This is a genomic window from Bradyrhizobium sp. CCGUVB4N, from assembly GCF_024199945.1.
Lineage (GTDB): Bacteria > Pseudomonadota > Alphaproteobacteria > Rhizobiales > Xanthobacteraceae > Bradyrhizobium.
The window spans coordinates 8145325-8161969 of the sequence record NZ_JANADP010000001.1 but is presented as its reverse complement, the minus strand read 5'-3'; the positions used below and the strand labels follow the sequence as shown (position 1 = coordinate 8161969).

Below are 16645 nucleotides of genomic sequence, written 5' to 3'. Positions count from 1 at the left end.
TGAGTAAGCTCCCCAATTTGGATTATGGGATTAATGTCGAACGAAGATCAAGAGAAGTCAGTCGACCTAGCGGCCCGCCACTACTTTCCGTCAGATCGGTTTTATGAGCTAGAGAATGATTTGATGCGGGCAGGGATGGCAGCTCCGCTCATAGATGAAAAGCAGTTAGTCGCCACTTCGATAGAGGAGAGGATCGCCCGCACGTCTTTTCACTGCATCTCCTACATTCGCTCTGATCTCGAAATCGATGAAGAACTTTTTGTAGCAGTGAGCGAAGCTACGAGAAACGCTTTGGCAATTGGGAAGGCGCGCTGCTTTGTTGTTTCAGTTGGCCTCATATCGGGCGTAGCCAATTTGGCCATCAACCTCTATCAAAGCAAAGTCTTTCGCGACATCTGGGACGCGCCTGCTCCACTTTATCCGCTCAATCATCTGCCGATAAGAACTCGCGAAGAAGCGATAGCACAACTCTTAGTCAAGATCGGACCCGTCGATCTAATTCCTCAGCCCCTGTTGGGGGCACTGATAGATTTCGCGGTTGAATTTATTGCGTTTCACGAACTGGGGCATCTGGTTAACGGCCACTTGATGCTCGATTCGATCGCCTCAATATCTGAGTTGGCCAGCGTCGATGATGCGGATCAGCTGCGGACTAGCCGCGCGCTGGAATACGATGCTGACGCTTTCGCTGTCTTGCACTGCCTCCACTGGGCTAAAACCCGCGCTGACGGCCTTACTGGATGGTATGAGTTTCTGAACAACAACGATCAGCAAACTTGGAAAACAATGATCGTTGCGATTCTTCTTGTCGTTGTTGCTATGGACCGTCGTATCGATGACGGTACGGCAGACTACGCACGATCGACGCATCCACCGCCACACATCCGCGCCTTCGAGGTCATGAGTCTTATTGGCCGCAACTTTGATAGACGGCAAAATGAGCTTGGTCTGCCAGTTTTGTCGGACTGGCAGGAGACGCTACCATCCCTCCGCGCTCGCCTCGAACTGGCAATCGCCGAAATCGGCCAGTCCACGTGGGACACAGAAAAGCACGACAGATGGATGGATGTCATCGTCGAGCACGACACATTCGTCCTTTCGAGATATGCCAAACTTCGCGATCAACTAAATAAGGGTAAGTTAGGCAAACGAAACAATCTCGCCCCTGCACTACAGCCTCCGGCCTAGCGCCCTTGTGCGCGATGCAGGCACAGCTATCCGATCGGACTGGACCAAACCCTCCTGCCCAAGCGATTGGATACGAACCTGAGTTGGCTCTTGTCCGAACCATAGACGAATTTGCGAGCCTGAAGGCAGATGCGGTCGTTTATCGCCTTGGCGAATTCTTTGGGATGTCGCTGCTTAAACGATTCAAAGGTTTCCATCGTCCTCGTGGCGATGAAGAGTCGACGCGGGCCAATAGGCATAACGAGATGCGCGTGGTCGCTCACCAAACCATTCGTCATAATGACCGGTCTATCGGAGGTCAGCAGCGGGTACTTCGGTGTGTTCATCGTCATTGTATGCCACTTAAATGATGCAATGACTCGAAAGACACGCTTACTTCTCATAAGTGTCGGCAAAACTTTTACTGGATCTATATCGGGTGGCGATTTGATAAAATCTGCTTTGTATTCGTCGAAGTTCTCTGGGTCTTCTGGCCGGCGGATACGCGGGTAGTCGTCGCGTACGTATTCGAGAATCTCCGTCCGATCCATGGTCCTCAATTTCTCCCTGATCACCTCTAGGTGGTCCGGATTGCGGACAATCAGTGAATAAAGAAAGCGACACCAACCAAGGGCTTCCTGCGATTCGAGCGAGCCGGGGAGGGAGCCCATGGTCTTAAACTGCTGCAATGCCTTTGAAGCCCAATTGTCGATCGACGACATGAGTCTTTCTTCGATCACGTATTCCTCGCCCTTCGGCGCATCGCGATCTTTATAAAGACCCGGCACATAGCCGGTACCGGCCGGTGCCGTCGGCCGCGCGACAACAACGTCCTTATGCCGCCGGCAAAATTCGATGAGCTGGCGCGTTTCTCCGTCCGCCCATTCTTGCAGGTAGAACTCAGGAATGTAGTGGTGATTTGGCTCCTTCGGCATGGAAGCGTTATACTTGAGTCGAACCGTGCCGATCGCTCGCTAGCGCCTTACCCGCGACTTTCGTGTTGCGGTGACAGTGCACGAAACTCTGGTCCCTACAAGGTGCACGATATCCGCAACGTTGATCAAAGCAAATTTTGTGAATGATCACGGCAACTCGCAGGCTGCGGCAAGTTCACGAGCTTCGTGAGCAAGAAGGCTTCACGCCATCTTCAACGCGATCCAATCCAGTCCCATCGCTCGTCAGGAAATGATCGCCTTGACCAGCGCAGTATCCGCAAACTCAATCAGCTCGATGATTTTGCCATCCTGAAATTTGAAGAGGTCCAGGACTTCGGTGCTGAAAATTTTTCCGTTCGGATGGTATCGGATGACAAGGCGGGACCGTATTGCAGCATGATTCCCCTCAACCACTTCGGTCAGGATCTCGCGCTTTTCGAAGGCGAAATGCTCGATGAACTGACCGAAAGCCTTGAGCAGTGGCTGCTGTCCCCGCACACTTCCTGTCAGGTGCAGCGCGCTGTGGTCGCCGATCAGATTGAACGTGCCCTCCGGACGAAAAGCAGCCACCAGGCCCTCCGCGTCACCGGCACCGCGCGCGGCGTAAGCGCGTTTGATGACGTCGAGCATGTCCTCGCGATGTCCCATGTCCGCCTCCGCTGATGTGTGTGGATACAGAATAGCTACTTTTGCGTGCGCAGGCAAAATCAAAGCAAGGGCTCAGCGCGTTACCAGCAGCACCGCCACCGGGAATTACGGTAACAGTGCACCAAACTCCCGACGCGGGCAGACCCCTATCCGCAACGCTGCCCAAAGCCAATTTCGTGCCCTGTCACCATAGCTCCCCGGTTCGCAATGCGATATCGGTAGCGAGCCCAGCACGTTCATGGACAAGCAAGCCAGGCGGGAAAGATCGTGAGTTTCTTCGAGCGTCTCAAGACAGCAGCATCCGTTGAGTGGCGGGCTTACACCGAGCATCCCTTCACGAACGGATTGGCGGACGGCTCGCTCCCTGAAGCGGCGTTTCGTCATTACCTCGTCCAGGACTACCTGTTCCTGATCGAGTTTGCGCGCGCCTACGCGCTCGCGGTCTACAAGTCGCCCAGACTTGCCGACATGCGGGAAGCAGCGGCCGGCCTGTCGGCCATCCTCGACGTCGAGATGAACCTGCATGTGAAGCTCTGTGCCGATTGGGGTCTATCCCCGGCCGACCTCGAACAGGCTCCTCCGGCGGCCGAGATGCTGGCCTATACGCGCTACGTGCTCGACGCGGGAATGCGCGGCGATCTGCTGGCACTCAAGGTGGCGCTTGCGCCTTGCGTGATCGGGTACGCGGAGATCGCAACGCGGCTCGCCGCGCTGCCCGATGCAGGCGCTGCGACGAACGCCTACCGCGTCTGGATCGCCGAGTACGCCGGCGCGCCGTACCAGGAGGTTGCCGCCAAAGCGCGGGCGCACCTGGATCATCTCGCCGATCTCTACGCCACGCCGGCCCGCGAAGCCGAGCTGATTGCGATCTTCAAGGAAGCCACCCGGCTCGAGGCCGACTTCTGGGAGATGGCCTGGCGCGCGGGCCCGCGTGTCGAATAGCGGTTTCGTCCATCGCCAGGCGCCCGCTACCTCATCCCCGCCACCACCATCGCCACCGTCGGCAACGTCACCGTAACCCCGCCAGGTCGTCGTGATGCGAGTTCTGCCGGCACTTTGATGCCGGGGATGTGAGCAATCGTGAAGGGGTGGCGGACTGGTGCGGCAAGGGCCGAAGCCCACGTCAACGTCGACACCTCGCCTCAACAGGAGCAATTGCGATGCGTGCGATCTTGGCCTTGGGCATCCTTGTCGCCCTGACTGTCTCCGCCAGTGCCGGGACGGCACATCATAGGCGACATGCCGCGCCGGCCACACAAACCTTCGCACCCCAACTCACGCCGCGTGCGGCTGAGAGCTTTGGCTATGTGCCCTACTCGGCCCCGTACTCGGGTGGATCCCCATACTCGGGCGGATACACCGATATCTACCAAGCCATGCACTGGGGCGGCTAACCTCTCGGGCGCATGACGGCAGGGGCTCAGCGCGCCACCAGCAGCACCACCACCGGCAACGTCAGCGCCCCCAGCAGCGTCCCCAGCGCCACCGCGCCCGACACCGGGTTCACCAGCCGCTGATACTGCACCGCGAAGATGTAGGCGTTGGCGCCGGTCGGCATCGCCGCGAACAGCACGACGACGCCGGTCACGATCGGCGGCAGGTTCAACAGTTTTGCGAGCGCGAACGCGATCGCCGGCATCGCCAGCAGTTTCAGCGCGCTCATCACGACGACGCTCAGCATCTCGCCCTTCACCTCGAAGCGAAACAGCGTGATGCCGAGCGCGATCAGGGCGGCCGGCGATCCCGCCTGCGCGAGCAGCTCGATCGTCTTGTCGACGACGGGGTTGAGGCCGAGGCCGGTAAAACGCCAGACCACGCCAAAACCGATGCCCAGCATCAGCGGGTTGCGCGCGAGATCGGCGAGCACGGGGCGGATCACCGCGAGCGGCGAGCCGGCGCGCTTTTGGCTGACGAGCTCCATCTGCAGGATGCCGCAGAGCCAGAGCAGCGGCGTGTTCACCGACAGGATCAGCGACATCGGGCCGGCGCCCTCGTTGCCGAGCGCCGAGAGCACCAAGGGAATGCCGAGCATCACGATGTTGCCGTAGACCGAGCCGATCGCGAACACGACGCCGTCCTCGCGGTCCTCGCGCCGTTCGCGCAACAGCGCCGAGATCACCAGCGCCGCGATCCAGGTCAGCGCCAGCGCGCCGTAATAGGCGCCCCACATCCGCCACGGGCTGACATCGGGGAATTCCGAGACGACGATGGTGCGAAACAACAGCGCGGGGATCGCGATGCTGAAGGCGAATTCGGAGATGCCCTTGTGCGCGCCCTCGGAGACGAAGCGAAACAGCACCGACGCATAGCCGGCCGCGATCAGCGCAAACACCGGTGCGACGATCAACACGGTGGCCATGCGGTCCTCCCCCTCACGGGGAGATCAGGCCCACCACCCCACGCAGCTCTCGATCCTGCCATCATGCCGGTGTTTTGCCCGACGTGTCAAAGGAAATTCGCAAAATCCGCAAAGTGCCGGGTATTCGTGAGGCGGCCGAGAACCCCGGCTACTGTGCATGGGGTTGTTTTCGAGGTTTGGCCGGGCAGGGCTGTCGCATATGGCGGCAGGGCGCCGAGCGAGCCTGGCCTCCATGGTTCGAGACGCCCGCCTTGGCGGGCTCCTCACCATGAGGGTCTGACGTCGCGCCGCAAAACCAGACCTCATCCTGAGGGCCCGCCGCAGGCGGGCGTCTCGAAGGATGGCTGCAAGCGCCCGCTCGATCTGGTTCGACTTCTTCCCTGTTGCCGGGAGCGCACAGCCGCCCGTATTCGCCGCAGCCCTCGTTGCCAATCAACGCCCGTTCACCCACACTCCCGCCCTGACTCGACACTTGCTCGACATTTGGGGGGATCGATGCCGGCGTTTCGCTTGAAGACATCCTTGGCTCTCGCGGGCCTCTCGTTGGCGCTCGCCGTTCTGGTCCAGCCGGGCACTGGCTTCGCCTACACGCAGGAGCAGCAGCAGGCCTGCACGCCGGATGCGATGAACCTGTGCGGCGAGTTCGTGCCGAACGTCGACGCCATCACCGCCTGCATGATCCGGAAGAAGTCGCAGCTGTCGCCGCAGTGCCGGGCGTTCTTCCGCCAGGGGCCGGAGCCGGGCGAGGTCCGCGCCGGTCAGCCGACCAACATCAAGCCCGTCGTGGCGAAGAAGACCAAGCCGAAGAAGAAGAAAAAGACCGACGACGGCTAGGCGCCCGCACCCCCTTCACGACACCCGCGACACCCCGCGCGTCAAAACGCCTCAAGGCGCATCAGCTTCACGACAGCCCCCGGACTCGTTTTGTTCGCGCCGCCGGCGCGCTCGCCTGCAGCGATTGCGAGCCCGCGCGATGGCGAAGGTCGCGTGAGGATTTGCGCGGCGAGGTTGTATGGCGCTCTTCCCCTTGAATAGGCCCGGAAAACACACGATCGGCCGTGCGAACAGCGATTCATGACGGTTCGTGTCTGTCGTCGCTCGCGGCAGTGTGACTCAAAGCCAACACGTCTTGTTATTTCGTGACTCCGACGCAACTGCCGATAAATTTTTCTTTCACGAATCAGCGCGGTGATTCATTTTCGCGACCTGGGGTCAATCTGGAGGCCAGAGGTATGAACGTTATTGTTTTTGCATCGCGTAAAGGCGGCTCGGGCAAGAGTACCCTGGCTGCACATCTCGCTGCGCAGATCAAGGCGAGCAAGCAGGTGATGCTTGTGGACGCGGATCCGCAAGGCTCGCTCACGCTGTGGCACAAGCTGCGTGGCACCAACGAGCCGCCGATCAAGCCGGCGGTAAACTCGGTCAGCGGCATCGTCTCCGCTGCCAAGCGCGACGGCTACGAATGGGTGTTGATCGACACGCCGCCGAATCTCTCGGCCGTGGTCGACGACGCGATCAAGAACGCGACGATGGTGGTCATCCCGGCACGGCCCGGCGTGTTCGACGTCAACGCGGTGCAGGAAACCATCCAGATGTGCCGCGCGGCGCGCAAGCCCTACGCGGTCGTGCTCAATGGTGCTCCCGCGCGTCGCGACGAGTCCGAAAGCCCGATCGTCACCATCGCCCGCGAGGCGCTGGCCAAATTCCGCGCTCCGGTGTGGGGCGGTCAGATCACCAATCGTTCGGATTTGTTGATGGCACTCAGCCACGGCGAAGGCGCGCGTGAGTATCAGGCCGAGAGCCGTGCTGCTCAGGAAATTGCAAGGCTGTGGGCGGCGATCGAGCGTTCAGTGAAAGCTATTCGCGGCACGGCGTCGGCGTCCGGCGCAATGCACAAGCAGGCGGCATAATTTCATCAATCATTCCCCGGACGACAAACGCGCGGAAGTCCGCGCGTTTTGCGTTTTAGGGCGAGCACGATCCGGAAAAGTGTGAAGCGGTTTTCCGATAAGATCGTGCTCAAAAAGAAAGTGAGGATGAAGGTTAGGCCACCATCAACATGTAAAACACGATGACCGGCGACAGCGTCAGGATCACCGACCAGATGCCGACGGCCCAGATGATGTCTTCGGTGGAAAAGCCTTGCTGTCCGGCGTCGTAATGCGACGCCGCATCATTCTGATTGTTCAAGATCGCCCCCGCGATTTCTTCGCTTATGGGGACGACGATAGGCTGGATGTTTTAAGATTCCGGCTTGCGGGCCCGCTCGCATTTAAACGCAATCGCGATCCACGGGTTAACCATGCAAGCAGGCTTCGTCATCCTGCGAGCCAGACCCGAAACAGCAGCACCGGCATCAGGCCGAGCATCACCGCCCAGAAACCGAACGACGATACCACCAGGATTCCCTGCAAAAGATCGGCAGGCGCGAAGTCTTCCGCCGCAGTCGGGCGAACGCGTTGTCCCATGGTCATTCCCCCTCTTGATGGACGTGGAAGCGAAACGATAGGCGCGATTACGTAAACGAGGCGTGGATGCGCCATGCGGCAGGTGCGAACCAAGTTCGCGCCCGGTTAACCAAGCGATGCTCTCTCACGCGCTCTCCCCGTCCTCACGGAGAGAGCGCGTGGTGAGGGGCTACCACCACCCACTATGCCTGCGCCTGATCTCGTCGACGCGGTCCCAAGCCGATGTCGCGATGTCCTCGCTCAGCCCGATATCGCGGCGCAACCAGGCGGACATCGGATGTGTCACGACCCGTCGATGCTCAGGTCTGGATGAAAGGTGCTGCCATATGGCTGTCGGGGCGTCGTGCCACCAACGGTTCTTCGTAGACCGATTTTTCCGACCTCCGCTCGATCTCGCGATCGATCGTGGCGGCGAGCTCGCTGCTCACCTCCACCATCGGCAGCCGCACCTCGGGGCTGTCGATCAGGCCTGTCCGCCACAGCCAGTACTTCGCCGGCGCCGGGCTCGGCTCGGTGAAGAGCAGCCGCGTCAGGTCCGCGACTTCCTGCCAGCGCGACAGCGCCGCATCCTTGTTGCCGCGCTTCAGCTCGGCATGGACGGCAGCGAAGGTTGCCGTCTCGAGATGGGCCGACAGCAGAATCCCGCCATCGGCGCCGTCGCCGAGCGCTTCGAAATAGTTCGCGTCCTCGCCGGTCAGCACGCGAAAGCCCTTCGGTCTGTCGCGCAGCAATGCGATCGATTGCTCACGGCTCGCGCCGCAATCCTTCAGCCCGATGATGTTGGGATGTTCGGCGAGCCGCAGCAGGGACTGGTTGGTGATGCCGACGGCACAGCGATAGGGAATGTTGTAGAGCGCGAGCGGCCAGGCGGCGTGATCGGCCAGCGTCTCGAAATGCGCGAGGATGCCGCGCTGCGACGGCCGCACATAATAGGGGCTCGCGATCAGATAGAAGTCGATCGGCCAGTCCGCGGTCTCATCCAGCCGCTCCTTCATCCGCGAGGTGTCCGCGCCCGACAGGCCAAGACCGATCGGCAACGTCCGTCGGCCGGCCGCCATCTCGTCGCGGACGATGGCGACGAGGCGTTCGAGCTCGGCCTCGCGCAGCGTCATGCCTTCGCCCGAGGTCGCGCCCAGGATGAAGCCGTCGATGGCTTGGGTGCAGTAGTGCCGCGTCAGCCGTCGCAGCGACGTCTCGTCGAGGCGACTGTTCCGAAACGGCGTCACCAGTGGCAGCCAGAGCCCGTGCATATGAGTTCGCACATCAGTCATGTTCATTCTCCTTCTCGGGAAAAACCTGAGACGGAGGGCACATGAAAAAACCCCGTCCAGGCGGCGGGGTTTTCGGGATTTGCTTGCGATGACGAAGCGGTGATTAGCGCGCGCAAAAATCCGAGGTCCCCGGGTGGGGGCCTTTTTTCGAGACGATTGCGCACGACTTCGTGATCATTTGGAAATGATGCGGGGGATACCCAAAACTGTCAATACACGCGGAAGGCGAAACCCGGATTGGGCAGAAAAAAAGCCGGACCCGAAGGCCCGGCTTAGGTATTGGCCACGTGAGGCCGACACAATCACCTTCCAAGAGGGATTACTGAACTCCCGCGCCACTGGAGGAGGGGGACAAATGCGCAACGCGAAGGCTCAGCGTGCAAGCAGTATGGGCTTGACGAGCGGCATGCAGCAACAGCCGAGGCCGCATGTCAGTCATGCGGAAATCAGGACGGCCAGCGCTGCGCCTTGCTCACCACGAAGTCGCGGAACACCTGCACGCGCGCGACCGTCTTCAGCTCTTCCGGATAGACGAAATACGTATCGAGCTGAATCGAATCAGATTCGCCGAACAGTTGTACGAGGCGGCTCTGTTCTTCGATCAGGTAGTCCGGCAGCGCTGCGATACCGAGGCCCTGCTGACAGGCGCGCACGAGGCCAAGGATGTTGTTGACCTTGAAATAGGCTTCGCGCGGACCGGAGCCGTTGCGGCCGGCTTCGATCAGCCAGTTGCGGTTCTGCAGATGCGGCGCGAAGTTGCCGTCGGACAGCGTGATGATGCGGTGGGAGTCGAGTTCCTCCAGCGTCCGCGGCGTGCCGAAGCGCTTGATGTAATCCGGCGAGCAATAGGCGTGGAAGCCCATCGCGAAAAGCTTGCGCTGGATGAGATCCGGCTGCGTCGGCTTGCGCGTGCGGATCGCGACGTCGGCTTCGCGCATCGACAGATCCAGCTCCTCGTCGGTGACGATCAGCGAGATCCGGATCTCCGGATAGAGCGCGGTGAATTCGCCGAGCCTCGGGATCAGCCAGTTGATGCCGACGCCGGGCGTGGTGGTGATCTTGAGATCGCCGCTCGGCCGCTCGCGGCTGTCGGTCAATTTCGCGCGCGCCGCCTGCAGTTGCATGAACACGTCATGCGCGGTGCGGAACAGCAGGTCGCCCTGCTCGGTGAGGATCAGGCCGCGGGCGTGGCGGTGGAACAGCGAGACCGAGAGCTCCTGCTCCAGTGCCGAGACCTGGCGTGAGACCGCCGATTGCGACAGACCGAGCTGCTCTCCCGCATGCGTGAAGCTGCCCGCTTCCGCCGCCGCGTGAAACACCTTCAGCTTGTCCCAATCCATATCCGTAAATCCGTCGCGTGTTCGAGGCATGATCGTTATTCCGCTGCCGCGCGCTCGCTGGCGCGCAGGGCCAAGAAACGTTCGGCCTCGAGGGCTGCCATGCAGCCGAGGCCGGCGGCCGTGACGGCCTGGCGGTAGGTTTCGTCAGCGACGTCGCCGGCGGCGAAGAGGCCAGGCACGGAGGTCGCGGTCGAGTTCGGGGCCACCTCGACGTAGCCCGACGGTTTCAATTTGATCTGGTCTTTCACGAGCTCGGTTGCCGGTGCGTGGCCGATGGCGATGAAGACGCCGTCGGTCTTCACGTCCGAAAGAGCGCCGGTCTTGACGTTCTTCAGGCGCACATGGGTGACCTTGTTCGGGTTCTCGGTGCCGCAGATCTCGTCGACGGCGGAGTTCCAGATCACCTTGATCTTGGGGTGCTTGAACAGGCGTTCCTGCAGGATGCGCTCGGCGCGGAAGTGATCGCGGCGATGCACGATGGTGACCTGCGAGGCATGGTTGGTCAGGTAGAGCGCCTCCTCGACCGCGGTATTGCCGCCGCCGACCACCACGACCTCCTTGTTGCGGTAGAAGAAGCCGTCGCAGGTGGCGCAGGCCGACACGCCGCCACCCTGGAATTTCACCTCGGATGGCAGCCCGAGCCAGCGCGCTTGCGCGCCGGTCGCAAGGATCACGGTCTCGGCGAGATAGACGTCGCCGGAGTCGCAGGTAAGGCGGAACGGCCGCTGACCGGTCTCCAGCTTGGTCACCAGGTCGGTGACGATCCGGGTGCCGACATGGACCGCCTGCTTCTCCATCTGTTCCATCAGCCAGGGGCCCTGGATCACATCGGCGAAGCCGGGATAGTTCTCGACATCCGTGGTGATGGTGAGCTGGCCGCCGGCCTGCATGCCCTGGATCAGGATCGGCTCGAGCATCGCGCGCGCGGCGTAGATCGCCGCGGTGTAGCCGGCGGGGCCGGAGCCAATGATGACGACCTTTGCATGAACAGGAGCGGACATATTTGCGGACGCCTTTCACGGGGGATTTGCAGCGCGGGCGCGGAACGTGCCGGGAGGCCTCGCGGAGGCGCTGAAATATCAGAGCTAATCTAAGCCTTCTGATGAGCTATGCAAGAATTGCATTCCCAATCGGCGGATTTTTCCAACAAGGAACAAAAGTCAGGTGGGGTGAACGCGCAATAAAATTGCGCAAACCTGCGTGACTGGCTATGAGGATTGCATCAGATCCACCCGATACCGCCATAAAGGCCAGGAGTTCCAATCACGTGTCGCGGAACCTAGACGAGATCGACCTCAAAATTCTCGCCGAGATCCAGGCCGACGGCCGAATCACCAATGTCGAGCTCGCCAAGCGGGTCGGTATTTCGCCCCCGCCCTGCCTGCGCCGGGTCCGGGCACTGGAGGAGGAGGGCTACATCCATGGCTACCGCGGGCTGCTGGATGCGCGAAAGCTCGGCTTCGACGTCACGGTGTTCGCCGCCGTGCACCTCTCCAGCCAGGCCGAAGCCGATTTGCGGGCCTTCGAGGAATTCGTCCGCGCCGAGCCCCTGGTGCGGGAATGCTGGATGCTGTCGGGCGAGGTCGATTTCATCCTGAAATGCGTCGCCCCTGATATGGCGACCTTCCAGGATTTCGTCACCCACCTGACCGCCGCGCCCCATGTCCGCAACGTGCGCACGTCACTGGTGCTGCACAATTCGAAGTACGAGGCAGCTGTGCCGCTCGACGTGAAGGGGCGGCGGTAGAATCACCGCCGCATCGCGTCCACGCTGAGCGGGCCCCCGCCGGCGGCGGCGAGGAAGAGGCAGGCGAAGCACAGGATGATCGCCAGCGCACCGTCGTTGACGACGGGAAAGAAGCTGTGCGGCAGGTGCTCGATGAAATAGGCGAAGGCCATCTCACCCGAAAGGATGAAGGCGGCCGGCCGCGTGAAGAGCCCGATCATCAGGAGGCCGCCGAGCACGAATTCGAACATGCCGGCAACCCCCCAGAGCGACAACGGCGTGACGTCGGAAAACATATCTACCGGCGGAAACTTGAACAGCTTGGCCACGCCGTAGTGAAAGAACAGCAGCCCGGTGATGAAGCGGAAGAGGCTGAGCAGATAAGGCTGGCTCCGAGCGGCGATGCGATCGATGTTCATCGTGTCCTCCCTTGCTCGGACGGCAGCCTAAAGCATGATGGAGGGCAGTGCGGTTCACAATCGCGGGCTGGACACCTCACGAAACAGAAAAGCCGCGCAGATCGCGCGGCTTTTCAGGCAGATTCTGCGGAGTGGATTACCGCCACTCGACCTTGGTGATCTCATATGCCTTGGCGCCGCCGGGGGCGTTGACCTCGACGGTCGAGCCCTTCTTCTTGCCGATCAGCGCGCGCGCAAGCGGCGAGGTGATGGAGATGCGGCCCTTCTTGGCGTCGGCCTCGACCTCGCCGACGATCTGCCACACCGCCTTCTTCTCGGTGTCCTCGTCGACCAGCGTCACGGTGGCGCCGAACTTGATGGTGTCGCCGGAGAGCTTGGAAATATCGATGATGTCGGCGCGCGCGAGCTTGTCTTCGAGCTCGGCGATGCGGCCCTCATTATGGGACTGCTCTTCCTTGGCGGCATGGTATTCGGCGTTCTCGGACAGGTCGCCGTGCGAGCGCGCCTCGGCGATATGCTCGATGATGCGCGGACGGTCCTCGGACTGGCGCTTCTTCAATTCTTCCCCGAGTGCGGCAAAGCCGCTCGCAGTCATCGGAACCTTTTCCATCTCTTCTCTCGTCCTTCGGTCGCGCGCCCGCCAACAACAGAGGGCGCGCCAACCTTGATTCGTCAGTATGTCCGGGGGCTGAACACGCCGCCGCCGGAGCGTTATGTGGGTCTGGCGCCGGAACAGAACAACCACATGGCCGGGACAGTTCCTCCGGCCATTGTGGCTTCATTGCCAATCACTTAGCTGCAGCGAAGCTGCCGCCCGCGATCAGGTTTCCGAAAAGTAGCTCTGCAGGGTACGAACCTCAAGGTCTCCGCCAAGATAGGCGCGGATGCCCTGCGCGGCCGCCACGGCCCCGGAAAGAGTGGTGTAATACGGCACTTTATGCAAGAGGGCCGCGCGCCGCAGCGATCGGCTGTCGGCAAGCGCCTGCGGGCCTTCGGTGGTGTTGAAGACCAGCTGGACGTCGCCATTGGTGATGGCGTCGACGATATGCGGCCGGCCCTCCAGCACCTTGTTCACCTTCTCGGTCGGGATGCCTTCATCGGTCAGGAAGCGCGCCGTGCCGGAGGTCGCCAGCACCTTGAAGCCGAGCGAATGCAATTCGCGGACGGCCTCCGCGATGCGCGTCTTGTCGCTCTCGCGCACCGAGACGAACACCGTGCCCTTGCGCGGCACCCGCGTGCCGCCGCCGAGCTGGCTCTTGGCGAAGGCGACCGCGAAGGAGCGGTCGATGCCCATGACCTCGCCGGTCGAACGCATCTCCGGACCAAGCACCGTGTCGACGCCGGGGAAGCGGGCGAACGGAAACACCGATTCCTTCACGCCGACATGCTTGAAGTCGGCCTTCTTCAGCTTGAAGTCGGCGAGCTTCTCGCCGGCCATGATGCGCGCGGCGATCTTGGCGACCGGCGTGCCGATCACCTTGGCGACGAACGGCACCGTGCGCGAGGCGCGCGGATTGACCTCGAGCACGTAGATCTCGCCGTCCTTGATCGCGTATTGCACGTTCATCAGGCCGACGACGTCGAGGCCGAGCGCGAGCTCGCGGGTCTGCCGCTCCAGCTCCTCGATCATCTTGGCGTCGAGCGAGTGCGGCGGCAGCGAGCAGGCCGAGTCGCCGGAATGGATGCCGGCTTCCTCGATGTGCTCCATGATGCCGACGATGAACGTGTCCTTGCCGTCACAGAGGCAGTCGACGTCGATCTCGGTCGCGTCGGACAGATAGCGGTCGAACAGCAGCGGGTTCTTGCCGAGCACGGTGTTGATCTGCCCGGTCTTGTCGTTCGGGTAGCGCGCCTTGACGTCGGCCGGCACCAGCTCCGGCAGCGTGCCGAGCAGGTAATCGCTGAGCTGGTTCTCCTCGCGGATGATCTGCATCGCGCGGCCGCCTAGCACATAGGACGGACGCACCACCAGCGGCAGGCCGAGATCGGTCGCAACCAGGCGCGCCTGCTCGACCGAATAGGCAATGCCGTTCTTCGGCTGCTTCAGCCGCAGCTTGTCGAGCACGCGCTTGAAGCGGTCGCGGTCTTCGGCGAGGTCGATGGCGTCGGGCGAGGTGCCGAGGATCGGTACTTCGGCAGCTTCCAGTGCGCGTGCGAGTTTCAGCGGGGTCTGGCCGCCGAACTGCACGATCACGCCGTGCAGCGTGCCGTTGCTGCGCTCCTTGGCGATGATCTCCAGCACGTCCTCGGCGGTGAGCGGCTCGAAATAGAGCCGGTCCGCGGTGTCGTAGTCGGTCGACACCGTTTCGGGGTTGCAGTTGACCATGATGGATTCGTAGCCGGCGTCATGCAGCGCAAAGCAGGCGTGACAGCAGCAATAGTCGAACTCGATGCCCTGGCCGATACGGTTCGGACCGCCACCGAGGATGATGACTTTCTTCTTGTCCGACGGCGTGCTCTCGTCGGCAACGCTGCCCGCAAACGGCGACTCGTAGGTCGAGTACATGTAGGCAGTGGGCGAGGCGAATTCGGCCGCGCAGGTGTCGATGCGCTTGTAGACCGGACGGACGCCGAGCGCGTGACGCTTCGCGGTGAGCTCGGCCTCCGTCGTCTCGGCGAGCACCGCAAGGCGCGCGTCCGAAAAACCCATGGCCTTGAGGGTACGCATGCCGAACGCATTGCCGGGCAGGCCATGCTTCCTGACCTTCTCCTCCATGTCGACGATGCCGCGCATCTCGCCGAGGAACCACGGATCGATCTTGCAGGAGTTGAAGATGTCCTCGTTCGACCAGCCGAGCCGCATCGCCTGCGCAACCTGCAGAATGCGGTTCGGCGTCGGCGTGCCGAGCGCGGCGCGGATCGCATTCTTGTCGTCGTCGCGACCAAGGCCTTCGATCTCGATCTCGTCGAGGCCGGTCAATCCCGTCTCGAGCCCGCGCAGCGCCTTCTGCAGGCTCTCCTGGAAGGTGCGGCCGATCGCCATGACCTCGCCGACCGACTTCATCGACGTCGTCAGCGTGGTCGATGCGCCCGGGAATTTCTCGAAGGCGAAACGCGGGATCTTGGTCACCACGTAGTCGATCGTCGGCTCGAACGAGGCCGGCGTCGCGCCGCCGGTGATGTCGTTGGCGATTTCGTCGAGCGTGTAGCCGATCGCGAGTTTTGCCGCGACCTTTGCGATCGGGAAGCCGGTGGCCTTCGAGGCCAGTGCCGACGAACGCGACACCCGCGGATTCATCTCGATCACGACCATGCGGCCGTCCTCGGGATTGACGCCGAACTGCACGTTGGAGCCGCCGGTCTCGACGCCGATCTCGCGCAGCACCGCCAGCGAGGCGTCGCGCATGATCTGATATTCCTTGTCCGTCAGCGTCAGCGCCGGCGCGACCGTGATGGAGTCGCCGGTGTGCACGCCCATCGGATCGAAATTCTCGATCGAGCAGACGATGATGCAATTGTCCTTCTTGTCGCGCACCACCTCCATCTCGAACTCTTTCCAGCCGAGGACGGATTCCTCGATCAGGACTTCGTTGGTGGGGGAGGCGTCAAGGCCGCGCTCGATGATGTCGAGGAACTCTTCCTTGTTGTAGGCGATGCCGCCGCCGGTGCCGCCCATGGTGAAGGAGGGGCGGATGATCGCAGGCAGGCCGATCTCGGACAGCGCCATCATGGCCTGGCCGAAAGCGTATTCCTGGTAGCGCTTGCGGCGGTCGCTCTCACCGAGGGTCCATTGCCGATCGAGCTCCTCGAGTGCTGCGCCCGACAGCTTCTCACGTTCGGCGTGGTATTTATCGCGGAACGACTTCTTCAGCTCGGATGCATTGGCGAGCCGCGACTTCGGCGTCTCGAGCCCGATCTTGGTCATGGCCTCGCGGAACAGCTGGCGATCCTCGGCCTTGTCGATGGCATCGGCCGTGGCGCCGATCATCTCGACGTTGAACTTGTCCAGCGTGCCCTGCCGGCGCAGCGACAGTGCGCAGTTCAGCGCGGTCTGTCCGCCCATGGTCGGCAGCAGCGCGAAGCCGCCGGGAACGACGTGACGTTCCTTCTCGATGATTTTTGCGACGATCTCGGGCGTGATCGGCTCGATATAGGTCGCATCCGCCAATTCCGGATCGGTCATGATCGTGGCCGGATTGGAATTGACGAGGACGATGCGATAGCCCTCTTCCTTCAGCGTCTTCACCGCTTGCGTGCCCGAATAGTCGAACTCGCAGGCCTGGCCGATCACGATGGGACCGGCGCCGATGATCAGGATGGTGGTGATGTCTGTACGTTTGGGCATCAACTCTCGCCGAAGTGGAATTTGGGC

16 protein-coding genes are annotated in these 16645 nt (G+C 61.9%); 5 read left to right on the top strand and 11 right to left on the bottom strand.

Annotated features, from left to right (window positions below; translation table 11 throughout):
• Positions 1–33 precede the first annotated feature (33 nt).
• Complete coding sequence (locus NLM31_RS37975; protein WP_254195561.1) at positions 34–1188, top strand: hypothetical protein; 1155 nt, start codon at positions 34–36, stop codon at positions 1186–1188.
• Positions 1189–1214: 26 nt separating this feature from the next.
• Here NLM31_RS37975 and NLM31_RS37970 read toward each other — a convergent pair whose 3' ends face one another.
• Together NLM31_RS37970 and NLM31_RS37965 are read right to left on the bottom strand one after the other, a co-directional pair.
• Complete coding sequence (locus NLM31_RS37970) at positions 1215–2102, bottom strand: DUF4238 domain-containing protein (protein WP_254195560.1); 888 nt, start codon at positions 2100–2102, stop codon at positions 1215–1217.
• Positions 2103–2345: 243 nt separating this feature from the next.
• A complete protein-coding gene (locus NLM31_RS37965; protein ID WP_254195559.1) occupies positions 2346–2750 on the bottom strand; it encodes a nuclear transport factor 2 family protein in 405 nt (134 codons plus the stop codon).
• 267 nt (positions 2751–3017) lie between these two features.
• Between NLM31_RS37965 and tenA the strand changes: the two genes are divergently transcribed.
• On the top strand, positions 3018–3692 hold the full coding sequence (tenA, locus tag NLM31_RS37960; protein WP_254195558.1) for a thiaminase II: 675 nt from the start codon (positions 3018–3020) through the stop codon (positions 3690–3692).
• Between the two features lie 478 nt (positions 3693–4170).
• Here tenA and NLM31_RS37955 read toward each other — a convergent pair whose 3' ends face one another.
• The gene (locus tag NLM31_RS37955; RefSeq protein ID WP_254195557.1) at positions 4171–5109 is read right to left on the bottom strand and encodes an AEC family transporter; all 939 of its coding nucleotides are present in this window, start codon (positions 5107–5109) and stop codon (positions 4171–4173) included.
• 495 nt (positions 5110–5604) lie between these two features.
• On the opposite strand from NLM31_RS37955, the gene NLM31_RS37950 reads away from it, so the two are divergent.
• Positions 5605–5943, top strand: a complete 339-nt coding sequence (locus NLM31_RS37950) for a hypothetical protein (protein ID WP_254195556.1) — start codon at positions 5605–5607, stop codon at positions 5941–5943.
• A 398-nt stretch (positions 5944–6341) separates the two neighbouring features.
• Positions 6342–7019, top strand: coding sequence for a ParA family protein (locus NLM31_RS37945; protein WP_014492079.1), 678 nt, complete (start codon positions 6342–6344; stop codon positions 7017–7019).
• Positions 7020–7152: 133 nt separating this feature from the next.
• Here NLM31_RS37945 and NLM31_RS37940 read toward each other — a convergent pair whose 3' ends face one another.
• The 5 genes from NLM31_RS37940 to trxB all read right to left on the bottom strand — a co-directional run bounded on the left by NLM31_RS37940 (position 7153) and on the right by trxB (position 11189).
• The gene (locus tag NLM31_RS37940; RefSeq protein ID WP_254134304.1) at positions 7153–7299 is read right to left on the bottom strand and encodes a hypothetical protein; all 147 of its coding nucleotides are present in this window, start codon (positions 7297–7299) and stop codon (positions 7153–7155) included.
• Positions 7300–7427: 128 nt separating this feature from the next.
• A complete protein-coding gene (locus tag NLM31_RS37935) occupies positions 7428–7583 on the bottom strand; it encodes a hypothetical protein (protein ID WP_254195555.1) in 156 nt (51 codons plus the stop codon).
• Between the two features lie 293 nt (positions 7584–7876).
• Positions 7877–8848 carry a 4-hydroxy-tetrahydrodipicolinate synthase gene (locus NLM31_RS37930; protein WP_254195554.1) on the bottom strand — a complete coding sequence of 324 codons (972 nt, stop codon included), beginning with the start codon at positions 8846–8848 and terminating at the stop codon, positions 7877–7879.
• Between the two features lie 446 nt (positions 8849–9294).
• A complete protein-coding gene (locus NLM31_RS37925) occupies positions 9295–10218 on the bottom strand; it encodes a LysR family transcriptional regulator (RefSeq protein WP_187436649.1) in 924 nt (307 codons plus the stop codon).
• 5 nt (positions 10219–10223) lie between these two features.
• Positions 10224–11189, bottom strand: a complete 966-nt coding sequence (gene trxB, locus NLM31_RS37920; protein ID WP_254195553.1) for a thioredoxin-disulfide reductase — start codon at positions 11187–11189, stop codon at positions 10224–10226.
• Positions 11190–11455: 266 nt separating this feature from the next.
• On the opposite strand from trxB, the gene NLM31_RS37915 reads away from it, so the two are divergent.
• Entirely contained in the window at positions 11456–11935 is a 480-nt protein-coding gene (locus NLM31_RS37915) for an Lrp/AsnC family transcriptional regulator (RefSeq protein ID WP_027534298.1), read from the top strand.
• 2 nt (positions 11936–11937) lie between these two features.
• On the opposite strand, the gene NLM31_RS37910 is transcribed toward NLM31_RS37915, so the two are convergent.
• The 3 genes from NLM31_RS37910 to carB all read right to left on the bottom strand — a co-directional run bounded on the left by NLM31_RS37910 (position 11938) and on the right by carB (position 16618).
• Positions 11938–12333, bottom strand: coding sequence for a DoxX family protein (locus NLM31_RS37910; protein ID WP_256561968.1), 396 nt, complete (start codon positions 12331–12333; stop codon positions 11938–11940).
• A 136-nt stretch (positions 12334–12469) separates the two neighbouring features.
• A complete protein-coding gene (gene greA / locus NLM31_RS37905; RefSeq protein ID WP_212236205.1) occupies positions 12470–12943 on the bottom strand; it encodes a transcription elongation factor GreA in 474 nt (157 codons plus the stop codon).
• A gap of 210 nt (positions 12944–13153) precedes the next feature.
• Positions 13154–16618, bottom strand: a complete 3465-nt coding sequence (gene carB / locus NLM31_RS37900) for a carbamoyl-phosphate synthase large subunit (protein ID WP_254134299.1) — start codon at positions 16616–16618, stop codon at positions 13154–13156.
• Positions 16619–16645: the final 27 nt, after the last annotated feature.